Annotated in this window: 16 protein-coding genes; 8 read left to right on the top strand and 8 right to left on the bottom strand. The window is 40.4% G+C overall.

The features are described 5' to 3' along the window. Positions 1–93 precede the first annotated feature (93 nt). The 4 genes from I8751_RS08440 (at position 94) to I8751_RS08425 (ending at position 5,441) form a co-directional block, all read left to right on the top strand. Positions 94–1,494, top strand: a complete 1,401-nt coding sequence (locus I8751_RS08440) for a DICT sensory domain-containing protein (protein WP_214438726.1) — start codon at positions 94–96, stop codon at positions 1,492–1,494. Continuing rightward, positions 1,491–2,135 (top strand): pentapeptide repeat-containing protein, encoded by a 645-nt coding sequence (locus I8751_RS08435; protein ID WP_214438725.1) that lies wholly within the window; start codon positions 1,491–1,493, stop codon positions 2,133–2,135. Before I8751_RS08440 ends, I8751_RS08435 begins: the two co-directional genes overlap by 4 nt. A gap of 601 nt (positions 2,136–2,736) precedes the next feature. Then, entirely contained in the window at positions 2,737–4,398 is a 1,662-nt protein-coding gene (locus I8751_RS08430) for a mechanosensitive ion channel (protein ID WP_214438724.1), read from the top strand. A 383-nt stretch (positions 4,399–4,781) separates the two neighbouring features. Further along, a complete protein-coding gene (locus I8751_RS08425) occupies positions 4,782–5,441 on the top strand; it encodes a Uma2 family endonuclease (protein ID WP_214438723.1) in 660 nt (219 codons plus the stop codon). Between the two features lie 20 nt (positions 5,442–5,461). On the opposite strand, the gene argC is transcribed toward I8751_RS08425, so the two are convergent. Both argC and I8751_RS08415 read right to left on the bottom strand, forming a co-directional pair. Then, on the bottom strand, positions 5,462–6,430 hold the full coding sequence (gene argC / locus I8751_RS08420) for an N-acetyl-gamma-glutamyl-phosphate reductase (protein WP_214438807.1): 969 nt from the start codon (positions 6,428–6,430) through the stop codon (positions 5,462–5,464). Between the two features lie 38 nt (positions 6,431–6,468). Then, complete coding sequence (locus tag I8751_RS08415) at positions 6,469–7,944, bottom strand: GTP-binding protein (RefSeq protein ID WP_214438722.1); 1,476 nt, start codon at positions 7,942–7,944, stop codon at positions 6,469–6,471. Between the two features lie 138 nt (positions 7,945–8,082). On the opposite strand from I8751_RS08415, the gene I8751_RS08410 reads away from it, so the two are divergent. Together I8751_RS08410 and I8751_RS08405 are read left to right on the top strand one after the other, a co-directional pair. Beyond that, positions 8,083–9,204 carry a hypothetical protein gene (locus tag I8751_RS08410; RefSeq protein WP_214438721.1) on the top strand — a complete coding sequence of 374 codons (1,122 nt, stop codon included), beginning with the start codon at positions 8,083–8,085 and terminating at the stop codon, positions 9,202–9,204. Beyond that, on the top strand, positions 9,197–11,329 hold the full coding sequence (locus tag I8751_RS08405; RefSeq protein WP_214438720.1) for an ATP-binding protein: 2,133 nt from the start codon (positions 9,197–9,199) through the stop codon (positions 11,327–11,329). The genes I8751_RS08410 and I8751_RS08405 overlap by 8 nt, the downstream gene beginning before the upstream one ends. Positions 11,330–11,433: 104 nt before the next feature. Here the strand turns inward: I8751_RS08405 and I8751_RS08400 are convergent, their stop codons facing one another. Continuing rightward, a complete protein-coding gene (locus I8751_RS08400) occupies positions 11,434–12,315 on the bottom strand; it encodes a DNA adenine methylase (RefSeq protein WP_214438719.1) in 882 nt (293 codons plus the stop codon). Further along, the gene (locus I8751_RS08395; protein ID WP_214438718.1) at positions 12,312–12,527 is read right to left on the bottom strand and encodes a hypothetical protein; all 216 of its coding nucleotides are present in this window, start codon (positions 12,525–12,527) and stop codon (positions 12,312–12,314) included. The genes I8751_RS08400 and I8751_RS08395 overlap by 4 nt, the downstream gene beginning before the upstream one ends. Positions 12,528–12,861: 334 nt before the next feature. Between I8751_RS08395 and tpiA the strand changes: the two genes are divergently transcribed. Together tpiA and folP are read left to right on the top strand one after the other, a co-directional pair. Beyond that, positions 12,862–13,587: a triose-phosphate isomerase gene (gene tpiA / locus I8751_RS08390; RefSeq protein WP_214438806.1), complete on the top strand. Its 726-nt coding sequence runs from the start codon at positions 12,862–12,864 to the stop codon at positions 13,585–13,587. A 189-nt stretch (positions 13,588–13,776) separates the two neighbouring features. Further along, complete coding sequence (folP, locus tag I8751_RS08385) at positions 13,777–14,625, top strand: dihydropteroate synthase (RefSeq protein ID WP_214438717.1); 849 nt, start codon at positions 13,777–13,779, stop codon at positions 14,623–14,625. A gap of 22 nt (positions 14,626–14,647) precedes the next feature. On the opposite strand, the gene I8751_RS08380 is transcribed toward folP, so the two are convergent. From I8751_RS08380 to hisB, 4 genes are all read right to left on the bottom strand, one after another. After that, positions 14,648–15,490 (bottom strand): SPFH domain-containing protein, encoded by an 843-nt coding sequence (locus I8751_RS08380; RefSeq protein WP_214438716.1) that lies wholly within the window; start codon positions 15,488–15,490, stop codon positions 14,648–14,650. Positions 15,491–16,025: 535 nt separating this feature from the next. Then, complete coding sequence (locus I8751_RS08375) at positions 16,026–17,537, bottom strand: polysaccharide biosynthesis/export family protein (protein ID WP_214438715.1); 1,512 nt, start codon at positions 17,535–17,537, stop codon at positions 16,026–16,028. Between the two features lie 754 nt (positions 17,538–18,291). Beyond that, positions 18,292–19,275 carry an ABC transporter ATP-binding protein gene (locus tag I8751_RS08370; protein ID WP_214438714.1) on the bottom strand — a complete coding sequence of 328 codons (984 nt, stop codon included), beginning with the start codon at positions 19,273–19,275 and terminating at the stop codon, positions 18,292–18,294. 165 nt (positions 19,276–19,440) lie between these two features. Next, positions 19,441–20,061 carry an imidazoleglycerol-phosphate dehydratase HisB gene (hisB, locus tag I8751_RS08365; protein WP_214438805.1) on the bottom strand — a complete coding sequence of 207 codons (621 nt, stop codon included), beginning with the start codon at positions 20,059–20,061 and terminating at the stop codon, positions 19,441–19,443. Between the last annotated feature and the right edge of the window lie 52 nt (positions 20,062–20,113).

Genomic DNA, 20,113 nt, shown 5'->3' with positions numbered 1-20,113 from the left:
ACCAAAAATACTAGCTCCTACCCTCTAACCCCTAGCCCTTAGCCTCTAGCCCCTAAACTTCTCACCATCTGCGATCATTTCCCACCAAGTTCTATGTTAGAAGGTTCAATTCTCCAACAACTGGAAGCAGCACATCGCCATAGCACTAGACCAATTCGATTAGGGGTGTACTACAAAAATACCCTAGTTTCCCTGTGCCATGCCTTAGAAGACCACATCTTAACTGATAATAGTAAACCTTTAGTAATCGCAGCCTTCCAACAGGGTAAATGGTATCTGCAAGAAGCAGAAAGATATGCAGATATTGCTAAGTGCAGCCGCGAAATTGTCATTATGGCAGCAGCGGATGCAGGCTTTGTGGAACATTCCACAAGTCAATTACCCAATGTGGACTTAGTGGCATTAGATACAGCTGATCCAGTGGCGCAGGAGTGGCACTTGATTATTCTTGCACCCGATTACACAGCAATGGTACTTTGTCAAGAACTATCAGAAGCTGATTATGGTGTGGGAGGACTGCCAGACACAGATTTAGAGCGTAAATTTTATGGCTTGTGGACGTTTGAGCCAGAGCTAGTAAAAGAGACAGTAGAATTAGCGATCGCCCACATTCAAAAATACAACCCAGAACTAGCAAAAAAACTTTTCGCCCATCAAGAATCAATACAGTCTGGTTTAGCCGCACCTAAAAACTTGGGTACAGTTGTCTCCCGCGTAGTTGATTATCTCCAAACCGGACAGGAGAATTTAGCCATCCCCGCAGCGCTGCGCCAACAAGCATTAGATCGCAACTTGGTTTCTAACGAAATCCAGGCATTTTTGCGGATGGCGCAATTAATGGACGTGGCAGATGTCAATAACCCAATGGCCGCAGCGGAAGTAGTAGCACTTTCTGAGACAATGGGGCAGCTTCTAGAACTACCTGCCTGGCAAATTAAAAGATTACGGCTGGCAGGTTTGTTGCACCGCATAGATCCATTACAAAAAGCAGAAAGTGTTCTGACTCCCGGTACATCTACTCGTTACCAAGAAGAACATGCCCCTAGTTGTCCCTTAACTTGCCCTTTAGTACCTGGGGCGCAAGTATTGCGAACAATGCCCCGACTGCGTGCAGTTGCCCAAATTATCACTCACCAAACTGAGTGGTGGGATGGTACAGGAGAACCTGCGGGTTTAGCTGGAGATGAGATTCCCCTAGAGTCCAGAATTGTAGCTTTAGTTGCAGATTTTCAGTGGCGAGTCAATAATATCAAATCTGCCAATAAAACGCGCGAAGAGATATTTACTCAAGCTTTAGATGAATGCAGACAACAACAATCAACCCGCTTTGATCCTAAACTTGTAGATGCTTTAGCTTTGTTAGTTATGGGTTTGCAACAGGGACTCGACTTACCCTTGATGTCGCCTAAAGTCAGCAGTGGTATGTGGTTACTTGATTCCCGGTGGGATAGCCACAGCAAGAGTAGTGAGGAGATTGGTAGTTACCTTAAATGAATATCGAAGATATTAGATCAGGAAAAATTAAGCAGCTCCCAGGAGTAAATTTAGAAGACGAGGAACTCTCTCAACTTGATTTAAACCGCATCAACTTTGCAGGGGCTACCCTTGTGGGCACTGATTTTACAGGTTCCAAACTCGAAGGTGGGCATTTTGAGGGAGCGAACTTGATGGGAGCAAACCTACAAGCCACTGACTTGCGGGCGAATCTCATGGGAGCAAATTTGATGCAAGCAGATTTGACAGGTGCTGATTTGCGGGGTAGCAATTTGCGTGGCGCTAACTTGATGGGAGCAAGACTCAGCGATGTATCTTTAGCTGGTGCTTTTTTGAGTGGCGCTAATTTGATGAACATCAATCTACAAGGCGTTGACTTACGAGGTGCTGACTTACGAGGTGCAAACCTAACTGGGGCTAATCTTAAAGGTGCTGATTTGAGTCGTGCTGATTTGCAAGGGGCGTTGTTGAGTGAGGCAAATCTCGAAGAAGCTGACTTGCGCGATGCTAATTTAGCAGGGGCAAACTTGACGGGTGCAAACTTATTGTGTGCGGAATTAGAAGGTACAAATTTGAGGGGGGTAAATTTAGATAGAGCATGTTTGGTAGGTACGGTGATTGAAACAAATTTAACATCATAAATTTAATATCATCCAGAGATGGCCTTCTACCGTTGCTAACCCTATTTTGCACAGTGAGACTGATGGTGAAAAGGATGACAATACCATCAGTCTGACTTTTCAGGTTATGTGGAAAAGTCCACCAAAAACCTAACCTCCTAACCCCCTTCCCGACGCGGGAAGGGGGAAAATTCAAAGTCTCTTTCTTAAAAGGAGAGAGATTTTCCAGATGCCGTGAAAAGTCAGTACCATCAGTCTCAATACGGTTCGGATAAGCACTATGAACTTTCCTTGTGGCCTGGGAAAAGGTTAAAGGGTAAGGGGTAAAGGATGTATTGAAAACCTTTCTCCTTTCCCCTTTCCCCTTTAACCGAACCGTATTGCCATCAGTCTGATCCTTAAACTACGGAATTTAAATTTTGAAAGTATTAATTGATATAAAGAGAAATTACTTAATAAAGTAAAAAATTACTCTTGCTATCGATTCCATATAAGTTTTTACTGGTAAATGTATATGCCAGACACTAGTGAACTTACTGGGGTGTAAGTTTGTACAACTCAACCTATCCCATAAGCATCTCAAGTGTTTTTGGCAAACATTTAAGCTTAATACCGGAAAACCATGAACACAACTTGGCCAGGAATAACCCAGTTGATAGACATTGGTTTATCGATGAGGGTACAGCAATTTTTGGCACAATCGCCAAGTTTGCAACTGGATCAATCAAGAGCAAACCAAGGAATCGATTATGTACAAGGAACCATCCAACAAATAATTCTGTTTATGCCCCGTTTACTAGGGGCTGTAGCAATTTTATTAGTTGGTTGGTTAGTAGCAGCGATCGCAGCCGCAGTCACACGGGGTATTCTAAATCGCACTAACATAGATAACCGGATTGCCGCCGGCATAACCGGCCGCGGCAGCACTGGGGAACTTCCCCAGGTGGAGAAACTAATCTCCGGCTTAGTTTTTTGGATTATTATTCTGTTGACGGTTGTAGCCGTTTTACAGACACTACAACTGGAAGTAGCCTCTCGACCCCTAAATAATTTTCTCGATCAACTTGTTGGTTTCTTGCCTAAGTTGGTAGGTGCAGCAATTTGGTTGGGAGTAGCTTGGTTATTAGCAACTATCGTCAAGCTGATTACTATCAGCGGTCTCAGAGCAGTTAGATTAGATGAGCGTCTTAATCAAGAAACACAAGATGATGCTTCTAACTCTAACCAGTTGCCTTTGAGCGAGACAATTGGTAATGCCTTGTATTGGTTTATCTTTTTACTGTTTCTGATCCCGATATTAGACACTTTAGGATTACAACAGGCATTACTACCAGTACAAGTTCTAATTACACAGATTCTCTCAATTCTGCCTAACATTATAGCGGCGACGCTAATTGCTACAGTCGGCTGGTTTATAGCTACTGTGGTACGGCGGATTGTCACTAATTTATTAGCGACAACTGGAGTTGACCATTTAGGAAGCCGTCTGGGACTTTCCTCGTCTGCTGGAGTGCAATCTTTATCGAACATTATAGGCACAATTGTCTATATTTTGATTTTGATTCCGATCGCGATCGCCGCCCTCAATGCCTTGAGAATTGAGGCAATTTCAGTGCCTGCGATCGCCATGTTGCAGCAGATTCTCAACGCCCTACCTGCTATCTTTACAGCCATAGCGATTTTAATCGTGGCTTATTTCTTAGGTCGGTTTGTGGCGGATTTAGTAACTAGTATCCTCACTAGTATAGGCTTCAACAATATTTTCTCTGCTTTAGGGCTGCCAACGCCCACTAGACGAATTGTCATTCCAGCAGAACCAACACCATCTGCGCCGCCAAGCCGGACTCCATCGGAAATTGCTGGCATTATTGTCTTAGTAGGTATCATGTTGTTTGCAGCCTTGGCTGCGGTTGATATTCTCAATATTCCAGCCTTAACAACACTGGTGGCTGGCATTCTAGTCATCTTGGGACGAATTTTGGCAGGACTTGTAGTTTTTGCCGTTGGTTTGTTCCTGGCTAATCTTGCCTTTAATGTGATTACCAGTTCTGGTAATCCCCAAGCCAGAATTTTAGGTCAAGTAGCACGGGTGGCAATTATTGCCTTAGTCTCAGCAATGGCATTGCAACAGATTGGTGTGGCTAGTGATATTGTGAATTTAGCTTTTGGACTTTTACTAGGTGCGATCGCTGTTGCTATTGCCCTAGCTTTTGGTCTAGGCGGACGCGATATTGCCCACGAGCAAGTTAGAGAGTGGCTAAACTCCTTTAAAAGCAGAGGGTAAAATTTGATGTTTTGTGACGCATGTTGATCTGTCAATCTCCACAAATGCAGTCGCAAGCATCAGGAGTATGCAAAATATCTCCAAATTTCTGCTTGAAAGGTTAAAAGTTAGAGCTTAGAAGCTGGAAGTTTGAGTGTAGAACTGGAAATCTTTAGTTCTAATCTCGAAGTTCCGACTTCTAAGCTCTATCTGTCAAGGTTGAAACTTGAAGTTCTAAGTCTTGTACAGTAGTTTTCAAGTAATTTTCTAAGATGTTGGTAATACAAGGGTTGAAGCCTTAAACGCAAATGACGTTTTTTATCCTCTGCTCACAACTCTGGCGCTCCCCTGCTTTTTCATGCTGCCATTTATAATTGATTAAAGCGCTTGTGGAGTAAGATATTATGCTGCAAGGACAACGGAAGACCACTTTACCAAGTAGCGCTGAACTGCCTTGTTCTGACGATATTCCTGTGGATAACGAAGATCAGAATTTTATTCCGAATTTTTTACTATTTTTACTTGAATTTATTTGGGGAAATCGGAATGACTGGTTTTTCGGTGTGGATATGGGCGTGTACCATACTACAGGAGTTAATCCTAGAGTTCCTGTTGTTCCTGATGGATTTTTAGCTTTGGGAGTCCCTCGTAGGCGAAAAAATACTTCCAGACTAAGTTATGTAGTTTGGGAAGAAAATGATGTTTCCCCAATCTTTGTTTTGGAGGTTGTCTCTCAAACCTATGGAGGAGAATATGATTCCAAAATAGAAATTTATGCCAATCTAGGGGTATTGTACTATGTAGTTTACAACCCAAATTTCTGGAAACGTGACCAACACCAACCTTTTGAAGTTTACCGCTTAGTTGATGGAAAATATCAGATCCAAATCGGTGAACCCTTCTGGATGCCAGAAGTGGGTTTAGGAGTTGGCAGATATCTTACACAAACTGGTGGTCTTCAGCGAGAAGTGTTGTATTGGTACAATCAAGCAGGAGTTAGATATCAAACCCCTGAAGAGTTGTTAGAAAGTTATCGAAATCGCTTTGGTGATTTAAATCAGTAATCGTGGCAAGGTATTTACTATTACAATCCCAACTCTTCTGGGAAGCCCAGCATAATATTAAGGTTTTGTACAGCGGCTCCCGATGCGCCTTTGCCCAAGTTATCAAGGCGAGCAACTAATAATGCTTCTTTTGTAGTGTCATTAGCGAAGACAAAAACCTGAACAATATTAGTATTATTTACTGCGATCACATCAAGAAAAGTTCCATCTCGCAACACAGTAGCATCTCGAAAAGGAGCTACCTGCACAAATTTTTCACCTTGAAAGTAGTTAGCGATCGCATCATAAATTACTTCACCTGAGGGTGGATTATCCAAAGTCCACAATGGTAAAGGCACTTGTACCAGCATCCCCTGCTCAAAATCTCCTACAGCTGGTACAAACAGCGGTGGCGATGCTAACCCAGAGTACTTTTGCATTTCTTGAACGTGCTTATGCCCAAACTGCAAACCATAAATGCCGTAGGGATAAAGTGAAGTTTCTGTAGTTTGCTTTTCGTGGAAGGTATCGTACTTTTGGATGAGATTTTTTCCACCACCAGAGTAGCCCGATACTGCATTTATAGTGACAGGAAAGTTGTGAGGAAGAATACCCTTAGCTATTAATGGACGAATACAAGCCAAAAATCCTGTAGGATAACAGCCTGGATTGCTGACAAACTGAGCGCTAGCGATTTGCTCTCGCTGTCCTGGATTGATCTCAGGAAAGCCATATACCCAACCCTGAGCCGTGCGATAAGCAGTACTAGCGTCAAGAATTTTAACTTTAGGATTTGTGACAAAACTGACTGCTTCACGCGCCCCATCATCAGGTAAGCACAGAATAGCAACATCAACAGCATTAATCAGTTTCCTTCGCTCAGTTGCATCCTTACGCTGAGATGACTCAATACTAACTAACTCGATGTCATCACGTTGGTTGAGACGTGAGTAAATCTGTAAACCTGTGGTTCCTGCTTCCCCATCAATGAAAATCTTCGGTTTAGTCATCATGCGTTCAGGATCTATCAATAACTGACTTGGCTGGCTTACTTTTTGAATTTTACCTTGTGAAGCAATTCATCTTTAATGCGATTGAGAATTGAAGTCTCATCAAGATTTGACAAAATCCGACTGATTACTGCTTTTGGCCCTTCGGGGCCCCAAGTTGCCCCATTCGCTAAATAAGCCTTAGTGACTTGTCCAATTCCGTAAGAAGATACACCCGCTACACTTGCTTGCGTTATCGCCACAGTTATGTATGGGCCTAAAGAAGCGCCACCAGTCACTGGTGCAGAGATGCCTAGTAAGGTTTTTAATCCACTTAAGCCCAAATTTGCCAGTAATTCACTTGCACCAATACCGCCCATACTCAGGGCAATTTTTTGTAATAGTTGTACAGCACCGCTTTCGCTCATCGGGATGCCATAGAGTTTAGATAAACCCAAAATTAAAGCAATATCAATGACAACACTACTAACAATATCTACTACAGTGACAGGATTAAGAGCGATCGCTAATGCTTTAGTCATCACAGCCTTCCAAATCAACTGATTGGCATTCTGTTCGCGAATCATCAGTTTTCGCTCTACCAATTGCTCATTCACAGTGTCAGCATAAAGCATGGTGTTAAGGGCAACCAAAGCTTTGCCTTCACGGTGCAGAATCTCTAAAATTTTTAATTTCAGCTCCTCAATTTGGGCAGTACCTGTACGCAACTGCAATCCTCTACTACCATCAGAGCGCATAACTGCCGTTTTCACTAGTGGTGATGCTGCGGACATGACAATTTCTAAGGGTGTCAGTAGCTCTCGTACCCTTTCATCCCGAATTTTTTGATAAATTGCCATCCGGTCTGCTTCTGGATACTGGTCTACCTTGTTAAACACCAAAATGATCGGTTTACCTGCTTCCCGTAACTGAGACAAAGCTTCATGTTCTATCTTCGTCATGTCACCTGCAATCACAAACAGAATTAGATCCGCCTGTTTTGCCACCTGTTCAGCTAACGCCGCACGAGTATCACCATCTACTTCGTCTAACCCAGGAGTGTCAATTAATTCGACTTGAGATTGACCAACCGCTGGGAGAGTAACTCGCAAAGCCCGTTCAGTTTTTCCAATCGTCTCTTCACTAATACTCCAGTTAACTCTTTGTGCTGCACGGGTAACACCATGCAACGGCCCAGTTTCAAATACTGTTTGCCCAACTAAGGCATTTAGTAGCGAAGACTTACCGCGTCCCACCATACCAAAAGCAGCAATCTGCACCACCATGCGATCTAATTTTCCTAGCATGGTTTCCAAATCAGCAATTTCCGCCTCCAAACCGGATTTTTCTTGGGGAGTGAGGTCGAGATTGGTGACTAAGTTTCGCAGCGCCGTTTGTGCTTGTTTATAGTTGAGTTCCTTCTGAATGTCTTCAAAGTTGAAAATGGCGCTATCTAGTTCTTCCTCCCAGCTGAGAGAATTGGCATCAGTGTCGCCTGGATTGCTTTGATGAGGATCTGGCAATGTGGAAGTCATATCAATTTAAACTTTGGCATTTGGGATTTTTAATTCATCCCATTTCTTATCCTAGTTATTTTTAACAAGGTATTGGGGTTATTTGGTGTTTAAATAAATTTATACAAGCACTTAAATGGACAAACCTTAGTATCATCAATGATTACACCTGAAACTTTGAACAATGTACGGAGGAAACTTGAAGAGAGAGCGATCGCAGATAAAAGTGTAATAGAAGAACTACGCAGCGATATTCAACCATTGAGTAGTGAAGTGCGTCGTATTAATCCTCGAACAACTACATCTATTTCTCTTGTTGCGGCTGATGGTGGAAACAATAAGGTTAATTTTGATCCATACTTATTTCAATTAGTTAGGGTTGTAGACTCTTATGGGAGAGAATTGTTACTAGATTTAGCTTCCCCCACAACAGACACTGAGCAATTATCAATCACTCACCTAGATAAAGATAGTACTCCTAAATCAGCTTTGGGACTAATGATGAAAGATTTGGGAGTAAAAAATCTTTGGGAACTTAGCCCAATGATGCCTAAGCCTGATGAGCAAAATCCAAATCCTTCATGGGTTTTAGTGTATCGTGATTTGGCAGAATGGGCTGCTTTATATCAGATGCTTCAGGAAGGAGGGTTTAATACGGATACTTTAATTGTTCGTGATGGTCTCCTACGAAGCAAAATTTTCACTCAAAAACTATTCAAGGATCTTTTAGAAAAAATTGATGATGCTATCAAAGAAATTTATCGTAGTACTAAAAGACGTATTTATATTGTTGGTTTTTCCAAAAAGAGCAAAGTACTTACACGATATAGATTAGCATTTGCACTAGAAGAAATTTTAACTCAAGGTTATCCCTGCTATGTAGAAATACCGCCAGATATTCAGAAAAAAGCTTACATTTGGGAAGAGTATGCTACAGGAAGTGAAGCTGAAAAGTTTGTAGGTGGTCGTTTATTCATGGTGAGATTTGGTAGTCGCCTAAATGATCCTATCTGGCCAGTTGATATTTTTCTACCTCAACTTAACCAAGCTTCCCAAGTCATGGGATATTTGCTAGCAGATGCTAATGATGGTTTCCCAGTTCCTTTCTATCCTCGATGCTTGCAGAAAGCTCATGAAGAAGCTGCCTTAGTGGGTTTTGACATGGAAGTGATGGAAGATTTGATTGTAAATGCCGTCCGTAAATCATTTAGTCATTCCGAACAAGACGTTGTAGATCGGGTTAGACTTCAATCTGATGTGAGTATGCTGCGATATGAATAATACACCTTTATTCCCTAAAGAAAATATATCAGGTATTTTTCGAGGTTTCAGCGAAGGAGGGCTTGAATTTCATGCAGATATTGTGTTGCCTTACCGCAATGATTTTCAAAGCATTCCTATGCATGGACAGTTCCTTCTAGTACAACTGGCTAGTGAAGATGAAGCAGTTTTAGGAAGAATTACATCTTTCTACTCAGATGGAAAACTTACTAGAGAACATGGTGAAGATTTCAGCCTAAGAACGATGGCGGAAGATCGAGAAATTCCAGAAGATCTGCGTGAGCAATACGTAAAATATCGAGTTAATATACGAGTCCTCGGAGTAATACGTCATTCAAATGGAAAATTTGTGTTTGTAGCATCTCACCGCCGCCTTCCTCATGTCGGTAGTAAGGTTGCTTTCCCAAGTAGTGAAATTCTAAGAGAAATAACAGGACACAATGCTCCAGGAGCAGACCTTGGGTTTTTTGCACTAGGAGAATTTATTTACGCTGGTACTGATTCACGGCTGGGTAAGGCTGACTGGATGCAGGTTAAGTCCCCAGAGATTGTTACCCATTTTCCAGTGGAGAATTTAGTTTCACGAAGATCACTTGTATTTGCACGAGCAGGCTATGGAAAATCTAACTTAATCAAGTTATTGTTCAGCGAACTATATAAAACGACACCTACTAAAAAGAAACGCGATCAAGATGTCCCAGTTGGAACCATCATATTTGATCCAGAAGGAGAATATTTCTGGCCAGATGACAATGGAAGACCGGGTTTTACTGATGTCCCACATTTACAAGATAAACTCGTAATTTTTACTCGTCGTCAGGCTCCTAGCGCCTTTTATGGTTCCTTCGTTGCAGGTGGTGTCAAACTTGATATTCGCCGCTTACCGCCTGCCAGTATTATTGGTATTGCATTATCACCAGAGCGACAAGAACAACAAAATGTTCGTAAACTTAGGGGATTATCCTTTGAAAATTGGAGAAAACTTGTTGATTTGGCTTACAAAGATGGCTATAGCGCAGATATAAACAAGGTTAAGAGGTTGCTAAATATCAGTAATGAATCCGATGCAGAAGCTGGAGCAGCTTTAAGCAACATAGTTTATATTGTTAGAACCTTGCACGATCCTAACAGTCGGCTTATGGATTTTTTGTTCAAAAGCTTAACAGAAGGTAAGCTCTGTATAGTAGATATTTCACAGATGCGTGGAGACCAAGGGCTAATTCTATCAAGCCTGATTCTCCAGGAAATATTTAATCACAACCAAGATAAGTTTACTGAAAAAGATGCCAAAACCATTCCTACTATTGCTGTTTTAGAAGAAGCACAAAGTGTACTAAGTAAAGGAAGTGGTTCAAGTAATGGGCCTTTTGTAGATTGGTTCAAAGAAGGACGAAAATATGATTTGGGTGCTGTGATGATTACTCAGCAACCTGGTAGTATTCCTGTTGAATTACTTAGCCAAGGTGATAACTGGTTTGTGTTTCACCTACTTTCTGCTTCTGACTTAACTAGTTTACAAAGGGCTAATTCTCATTTCAGTGATGATCTACTTGGTGGCCTTTTGAATGAACCATTACCTGGTCAAGGAGTAATGTGGAGTAGTGTGAGTGCTAATCCTTATCCTGTTTCCTTTCGTGCGCTCTCGTTTGAGCGAATATATCAACAACCGCTAGATCCTAAATATCATAAAAAATTTATTGAGACTTTTGTTACTAAACTCAAAGCAGATTTAAATGGAAAAGTGCCTAATATATCTAATCTAGATGCTCAAGATTTAGAAGAAACTGATGAAATTTTAGAACCAAAACCCAGTGATTCTGTATTACCAGAAAAAGGTGATTTTTATGTGGACAGTATCAATTCCGCCATTCAAAAACTTAAACAACACGATGAATTTAAACAGAAAGTAATTAATGGTAACGGCTTGCCTTGGGGTGTGATGATGGGTTTCATTAAAAATTTTCTTCCAGATGATTTACAAAACGATAATAATACAATAAATAGCTGTATAAAACAAACATTAATTGAAACATTGGGTGAAGAAGGAAATTCATGGAAATCAGAAAGACGACCAAAAAAAGGAGGAAATGGAGATATGGTTTGGGTAGTTCGCATAACTGAATAGCTTACATATAAAATGTAAAATAGATCCAATTCACTTTGTACTACCAAAAGCATTTGAACGCAGAAAGTAAATTTTAATTGGATCTATTGATAACTAACTTAATCTTATATAAGATAGCGTTCTTTAAAGTTAGAATTTTTAATCGGAAAATTAGCAATAATTAATTCCGCACCTCTTCTAGATTTTTGTCCATTGAAATTAGTCATACCATAGGCTTTTTCCCATTCTAATTGCTCATCAGCCCAATGATATAATTCTTTAATTTCTGGAGAGTTATCAATTGTCATCAACCAATTATGCCTGCAATCTTTTAATATTGTTGATAAACGTACATGATCAAAAGTTCTATGTAAATCTCCATTCTTTCCATACAAGCCTGAAGATTTAGCGGACAAATAAGGTGGATCTAAAAAAATAAATACATCTTCTCCTGGTGCTTTTATAACTTCCTCATAATCTAAATTAGTAAGATAGACATCTTTGAGAACAGTTGTTAAATTTTTTAGAGTTTTAATACTAGATAATGTAAAACGTTCACAATAAGCAGCTTGAGTCATTCCTCCGCATTCTGTAGAACCACCAGATGTACTACGATTTAAAATAAAAAATTTAGCTGCTTTGTGTAGTCGATTATCAGTAGGTAATTTGTTAAGCTTCAATATAAACTTTTTACGAAATACTTGCCATGTTTTACAGTTTGCTTGTTCTCCTCCATATTCTTCTCTAAGCGATAAAACTAAATTTGCAAGTTCATTCGCATCAATTTTTACTTGTTCCCAAAAATTGAATACAGATGTATTTAAATCATTTCCCCAATATTTATCAGCTAGAGAATTTTCCAAAGCGTAAATCAGTATATTAGCCCCTCCTAGAAAAGGATCTCTAAATTCTTTACAAGGGCGTAAAAACTCCGATAAACGGGGAATATCTTTCTGTTTTCCTCCAGGGTAACGAAGAGGTGATCTATAAATACGTTTAAACTTCATTCATCTCCTATAAATATCTCCTCTGCAAGATTTAATACTTCTTCCCATTTTTCATTTAATGGTAGAGGAGTATAACCAAACTTGTTCATAATAAAAACATGAAATTGAGATAACACGGAAATAGGAAATTCCCCAAACCCCGCCTTGCACAAACCTTCTAGAAACATATAACTTTGATTGCTTAAATCATTATTATGAATTTTATTTTTCATGATTTTTTGGTTTATAAAAAAAATACTTTAATTAATTAAGTTTATATCCTTATAATTTAGTCATTTTACATATTTGATGCTAATCTTCGCCAGAATATTCTATTTTGTCAATGACTTGACCTATTTCCCCAGTGGTGTTCCAAGTACGCTTGTCCCATTTTCCCAAATCTCCCATAGGCGATCACATCCTTCATGCATACGGGAAGTTGTACGCTAGTGAGAACATGAATCACTGCCCAAGCGCCATTTAAACTCTTGATAGGCGAGGAGTGTCATAAAAAGTAGTAGAGTAAAAAATGCATCTAGTAGCGTTAAGAACTTGACTAAATCACCTGTGCGGAAAATCGTTATTGCCGGTAACTGGAAAATGTTCAAAACCCAGGCAGAAACCCAAGAGTTTCTACGAGGATTTCTGCCCCACTTGGAGGAAACGCCCCAAGAGCGAGAAGTGGTATTGTGCCCTCCTTTCACTGATTTAAATCTTTTATCCAAGAGTTTGCATGGAAGCCTCATACAACTAGGGGCACAAAATATCCATTGGGAAGAAAATGGAGCCTACACGGGTGAAATTTCTGGCCCCATGCTGACAGAAAGTGGTGTACGTTACGTAATTGTCGGTCATAGCGAACGTCGACAATACTTTGGCGAAACGGACGCAACTGTCAATCTGCGCCTGAAAGCTGCTCAAAGGTATGGTCTGACTCCGATTTTATGTGTTGGCGAAACCAAGCAACAACGAGATGCTGGGGAAACTGAATCACTGATTATTAGTCAGCTAGACAAAGGTCTGATCGATGTTGATCAGGATAATTTAGTAATTGCCTACGAACCAATTTGGGCGATTGGCACTGGCGACACTTGCGAAGCCAAAGAAGCAAATCGAGTCATTGGTCTAATTCGTAGCCAGTTGAGTAATCCTAATGTTTCAATTCAATACGGTGGCTCAGTGAAGCCCAATAATATTGATGAAATCATGGCTCAACCTGAAATTGATGGCGCTCTTGTGGGAGGAGCGAGTCTGGAACCTGAAAGTTTTGCTCGGATTGTCAACTATCAGTAAAATCGGGCATTGGGCATGGGGCATCCCTTCGGCTACGCTCAGGGCAAGTGGGCATTGGGCAATTGTACTGAGCGTAGCCGAAGTATTGGTCTGGTCGATAATAATTTTTTTTCTTGGCTTTTCCAACTTTCCTAGTGCCCTTAGCTCCTTCTATTCCTAAGCGGAGTTGAGCAACCTAGAAGCTGCTTTATGTTAAATAAATTAATAATTCGCGATCGCTGTTTCGATTGGGGACAGCGTACTTATCTCATGGGCGTTTTGAATGTCACACCTGATAGTTTTAGTGATGGCGGTGAGTTTAATAATACCTCTACGGCTTTAGCTCAGGCACAAGCAATGGTGGCGGCGGGTGCTGACATTATTGATGTGGGTGGTCAATCAACTCGACCAGGGGCAGAACAAATAACTCTGGCAGAAGAGCTAAATCGAGTATTGACAGTGTTGCATGTATTACGAGAAAAAATTTCAGTGCCCATTTCAGTAGATACAACCAGGGCATCTGTTGCTAAAGCTTCTGTGGAATTTGGAGCAGATATCATCAATGATATTTCTGGCGGTACGTTTGATTCAGATATGTTGCCAACGGTAGCCAGTTTAGATGTGCCAATAGTGTTGATGCATACACGGGGAACACCGCAGACAATGCAGCAAATGACTAATTATCAAGATGTGGTGCAGGAGATTATTAGTTTTTTAGCCCAACAAATTGCGATCGCTACTACTACGGGTATTAACCCAAATAAAATTATTATTGATCCTGGTATTGGCTTTGCTAAAAACTATGAGCAAAATTTAGAAATTTTCCGCCGCCTGAATTTATTAAAAGCACTAAATAGCCCTATTTTGGTAGGAGCATCTCGTAAAAGCTTCATTGGTCGGATTTTAAATCAACCAGAGCCAAAAGCACGAGTCTGGGGAACGGCAGCAGCATGTTGCGCTGCTATTTTTAATGGCGCGGATATACTACGAGTACACGATGTTAAAGAAATAGGCGAGGTGTCGTTGGTTGCAGATGCGCTATTTCGTCAGTCTTTATAATCAAACTGAAATTTAGTTTTAACTAAAGAGAATTTTTTTCAGACCCATTATTGTTACCTTCATGAGTTCCTGTTTCTCCAATCATTTGATCTAATGCTCCCTCTGTTAATGCCGGGTTGAGAAAGACAATCTTAGCATTGGTACTTGCACCCAGTTTTTGGCTAGCTTCTACTTGTTCTTGAGCCATCAGATATCTCAAAATTTCCTTCGTTTCCGCTTTAGAACTTATAGCTTCAGAAAGTATCCGAATTGATTCTTTAGTTGCCTCTGCTCTCTTAATCGCAGCTTGCCTCTCTCCCTCTGCTGTGCTAATCGTTGCCTGTTTTCTAATTTCAGCAGCTTGTTGCTCTGCCATAGATTTCTGTACGCTCTCAGGTGGTGTAATGCTTTGAATATCTACTCGCAGAATTCTAACTCCCCATTCTGCACTGATTTGGTTCAAAACTTGCAACAAGGATTGATTCATTTCATTTCTAGAAGAAATAGTTTCCGATAAAGACCTATCAGCAATGTATGCACGGAGTTCCACTGTTGACAAGTTGGCCAGCGCAATTTGGATATCCTCAATTTTATAAAAAGTTTTCTCCATATTGGTGATCTGCCAAGAGACAACGCCATCAACTTCCAGGTAGACATTATCTCTAGTAATCACTTTCTGAGGCTTAATATCTAAAATCTGCTCTCGTGTAGTATCTTCCATGACAATGGAATCAACTAAGGGAACGATGAAGTTTAGACCTGGTGTCAGTTTGCGATGATATCGCCCTAAACGTTCAACTAGAGCTTCATTCCCTTCATTAATAATTTTTGCAGATCCTAAGGCATAGCCCATAAGTGCTAAGACTATCGCAATGAGTGGCTCCATAGATGCTCCTATTTAGTTAGCTTTTAAGGGAATTTTAGTTTAAAGGACATAGTACTACCTTGTCCTACTTTTAAGTCTAATGTCTTGAAACTGTAATTTTACGAACATAGTAGCAATGTCTCGTGACTAATCGCCATCTGTCTTGTGTATCTTGTACAGTCAAGACTAGGGGAAAGAACGCAATCGTTATTAAAGCATCTAGATTAGATACTGGCAAGGATTAATTTCGTAATAAAAATTACTTAGGCTACCTGTTTAGTGTAACTGGTGGCAATACTGTTGAGTTAAGCCAAAAAGTCTCATGTAGAGACGCGATAAATCGCGTTTAAATTAAGACTAAAAAATTAATAAGTATATTATTATAAATTATAAAATAAAAAAATAATGTATATTTTAATACTTAAGATTGAAATTATTTTTATTTAAGCCCAGTCAAGATAAAACCGAGCAGATGGTAATTAAATTTCATTGTGAGTTTGAAGTTGCGATCGCTATTCAAATCAAATCAACTTCAAACTCATCATTTAATTCTTATCTAAAAGAAACCAAACAAAGCTCTGATAATTCCTAAGAAACCACCTAGAGGATTAACCACAGCACCAACACTATCCCCAGTCTCAGCTAAACCTGAACGGTTGACCACTACAACATCATTGTTGCGAAGTATAGGATTTGTTTGTTCATTAATACCTTGAGAGAAATCCACTTTGACTTCACGTTTGGTAACAGAACCATCCGGGTTGAGCCTAATCAAATCAACTGTAGACCTTCTAGCTCTAGAATCGTTGAATCCGCCAGCCGCAAGCAATGCCTGATTCAAAGAGCTATTAGGACGAACTTCTATAGCTCCTGGTCTTTTAACCTCGCCTACTACACCAATTTGAATAGCATTAGGAGACAAAGTAGTGGTAGCTAATTGAGTAGCTTCTGCTGCATTGACATCGGTTGCTGTAGGAATAACAATCGTGTCTCCATCTTGAACAATTATGTCTTGATTGACATCACCACTCTGTAACAACTGCCAAAGATTAATATCTACAGTTTGTTCTGTGCCAGTTCTTGTCGGTCGGCGTAACTTGAGATTACGAACATCTGCTTGTGAGGTAATCCCTCCAGCTAGTTGAATTGCCCGCGTTATCGTTGGCAGTCCACCTCCTGTTGCTGTGGCTCCACCTGACTGTCCTTCTGCACCATTTGCACCAACAAGATATGAACCGGGACGATTAACTTCACCAATAATTGCTACTGTACGGGGTGTGGTTTGACTAGCAGCAAAGTTAGCTGCAAATAAGTTGCGTGCTTCTGCCACGTTGAAAGTCGTTGCAGTTGGCACAATAATCGTGTCTCCATCCCTTAAGGTAATATCCTGTCCTGTATCACCTGTTTGGATAATATCTTTTAAATTGATAGTAACAATTTGATCAGAGGAGCGACCTGTTTTACGCTTTAACTTAACTTGAGATACATCTGCTGCTAAGGTAACTCCTTGAGCTGTCGTCAGCGCAGCTAATACAGTTGGGTATTGTACGCCTGGATTATTCCCTGCGCCTCCTTGCAAGCTGAGAGTGTAGGCTCCTGGACGTGTCACCTCTCCAGCAACCAAAATATTGATAGGGCGAGGCGATAAAAGGTTAACTGAGATCAAAGGGCGCTTGAGAAAGCGCGAGTATCTTCTGGCAATTTCATCAGCAGCTTGTTCTGTTGTTAGCCCCAAGACAGGTACACTGCCAATTAAAGGTAAGTTAATCGCTCCGCCTGGGGGAATTTGATACTCACCTGTATATTCTGGTACTTCAAATACGTTGACACGAACAAGATCACCGCCTCCAAGTAGATAACTTGTATCTACTTGGGTTTGGACACTTGGTGATGCTGGTTGTGTACTAGGAAATACGGGTTGCGTACTAGGAAATACAGGTTGCCTCGTTGGTACTACTGGTTGTCCCTGAGCTAGGCTGGCAGAAGGAACGGCAGCATTAAAAGCTGTTAATAAAGCCACACCCACAACTGGTTGGGTAAAAAATTTTAGTAAACCTTTGTTAAGCATATTTACCTGAGGCTCTGAGACTAAGATTGGTAAAGTATTGTCTAAACATTTTTATCTTGACTATACTTAAGTATTCAAGTTCCCCGACATTCTTATTTTCCTAGAAAACTCTGATTTTCCGGAGGCATATTGTTTATTAAGTTTGAATTTTTAGTAAAGTTAACTTAAAGTTTATCTAGCTACAAATATAAACAGCATTTTTTGTTTTAATTGTTGCATTAATTACCTTAATAATGTTTCTTCTGACACAAACAAAAAGCAGCAAAAAAACTCTATTTTGGATATATATCCGAAAAATATATCATATAAATCAAAAAATATTTATTTGCAATTATAAATCTTCCTTTTAAAGCTTTGATCCAGTATATAAAAATTTGGTTTGATTCCTGAATTTATTCGTAGAGCTTAGAAAATAGGCAAAAGGTGAGCTAGCGCGGTCAATCCAGTGCTGTAGGGGAGTTAGCCCGACCCAGGCAAATGGGGTTAGTGAAGCACACAAATTTATCCGATTATTATATGTAAACTCACTTAAATTCTGGCTAAGTTTTAGAGTTTTCTGATTTCCTAGTATTAACAAATACGTGAGCTTGTAGATTTTTGTATAAATTAATCATGAATTTATTGGTTAAATTTATACTAATTTTCTTTGAAGCTGCACATTTTATTTCCTTCATCGAGCATAGGCTTCAAGTATTTAGTAATGTGCAATTCTACGGAATATTGGTATTACAAAATAAGCATCTAGGAGGAATATTTAGGTAGCTGAGTTATTTTGTTGTTGTATTTTTTGGATAAAAAACTCTTCTAAAGAGTGATGAGATAAGTTCATAGAAATGATATGCCCTCCCATCAAGCGGAGACTTGCAAGAAAATCATAGCAGTCCTCTTGTAGTGTACCTTGCCAAGTACCATCAGGTTCAAACATTAGACTAGGTATCCATTTTTTAAGAATTTCCCAATCACCGCCTTGACCTTTGACTTGGTATGTATCTCCTCTACCTAATAATTCATCGAGAGATCCAACGCAAATTAATACACCTTGAGAAAGGATAGCAACGCGATCGCAAATTTGCTCTACTTCACTGAGAACATGGCTGTTGAAGAAAATCGTCTTGCCTGCGGCTTTTAGAGATAAAATAATTTTCCGCATTTGGTAGCGTCCTAGCGGATCTAGACCAGACATTGGCTCATCTAAAAATATCAAGTCTGGATCGTTAATTAATGCTTGTGCCATACCAACACGCTGTAGCATACCTTTAGAATAGCGACGCATCTGCTTTTTGCGAGCATCAGCTAGAGATAAACCTACTAATTCCAGTAGTTGAGGAATGCGTTGACGTTGTAAACTTTGGGGAATTTGGAATAGACCAGCAGCTAACTGCAAAAATTCCCAGCCTGTGAGATAGTCATACAAGTAGGGATTTTCGCTGAGGTAGCCAATGTGTTGTTTTATATGGCGATCGTCCAGCGGTTTACCAAACAGCAATCCCCGTCCTGATGTGGGGCGAATAATCCCCAATAACAATTTTAACAGCGTTGTTTTACCAGCACCATTAGGCCCTAGTAAACCAAAAGTTTCCCCTTTATAAACCGTTAAAGAACAGCTTTTAAGGGATACCACTTTTTGATTTAGCCAAAAGCCAGTATGGTAGACCTTTCGCAACTCAGAAGTGAGGACTACTGGTGGAGTGTCTATAGTATGGGGGTGAGAATCAGGGGTGTCTGCAACAGACTTCATCTCGGTTTAATTACCAAAATTACATTTGTGATTGCAATTAATATTTAATTGCTAGATGCCTAATGGTCTAATAAGAGCGATCGCCACTAGGTTTGTCAATTATGGCAAACCTAGTTGCTAATTGGCACTCTCAGTATGACCTTTACCACGTAATTTTGACTATATTTATAAAACACCCTTAGAACTGGGAATCATACCACCACGGCGGGGATCAACTTCCACCGCCATCCGCGTTGCTCTAGCAAAAGCTTTAAATGTTGCTTCAATGATGTGATGGGAATTAATGCCATCCAGTTGGCGAATGTGCAGGGTCATTTGACTATGATTGACCAGCGCCACAAAAAATTCACGCACCAGTTGGGTATCATAAGTTCCCACCCGTTGAGTAGGAATTTCCAAGCCGTAGCTGAGGTGAGGACGACCAGAAAAGTCTAGTGCTACCTGAACTAAAGCTTCATCCAACGGTGCAAGAAAATTTCCAAAACGGACAATACCCTTTCTATCACCTAATGCTTTACTCAAAGCTTGTCCTAAGGTAATGCCTACATCTTCGTTGGTATGGTGATCATCAATTTCCCAGTCTCCTGTAGCTCTGACATCCAAGTCAATTAGCCCGTGGGAGGCAATCTGATGCAACATGTGATCTAAAAACGGAATGCCAGTGACTGCTGTACAAGTACCTGTACCATCGAGGTTGATGGTAACTTGGACATCAGTTTCACCAGTAGCACGATGAACAGTGGCAATCCGAGAAGTTTGAATAATTTGGCGTTCGGTTGTTTGCATAAATAATGGGGCATTGGGCATGGGGCATGGGGCATTGGGCATGGGGCATGGG

This window comes from Atlanticothrix silvestris CENA357, assembly GCF_016056295.1.
Lineage (GTDB): Bacteria > Cyanobacteriota > Cyanobacteriia > Cyanobacteriales > Nostocaceae > Atlanticothrix > Atlanticothrix silvestris.
This window is presented reverse-complemented; position numbering and strand designations above follow the sequence as displayed.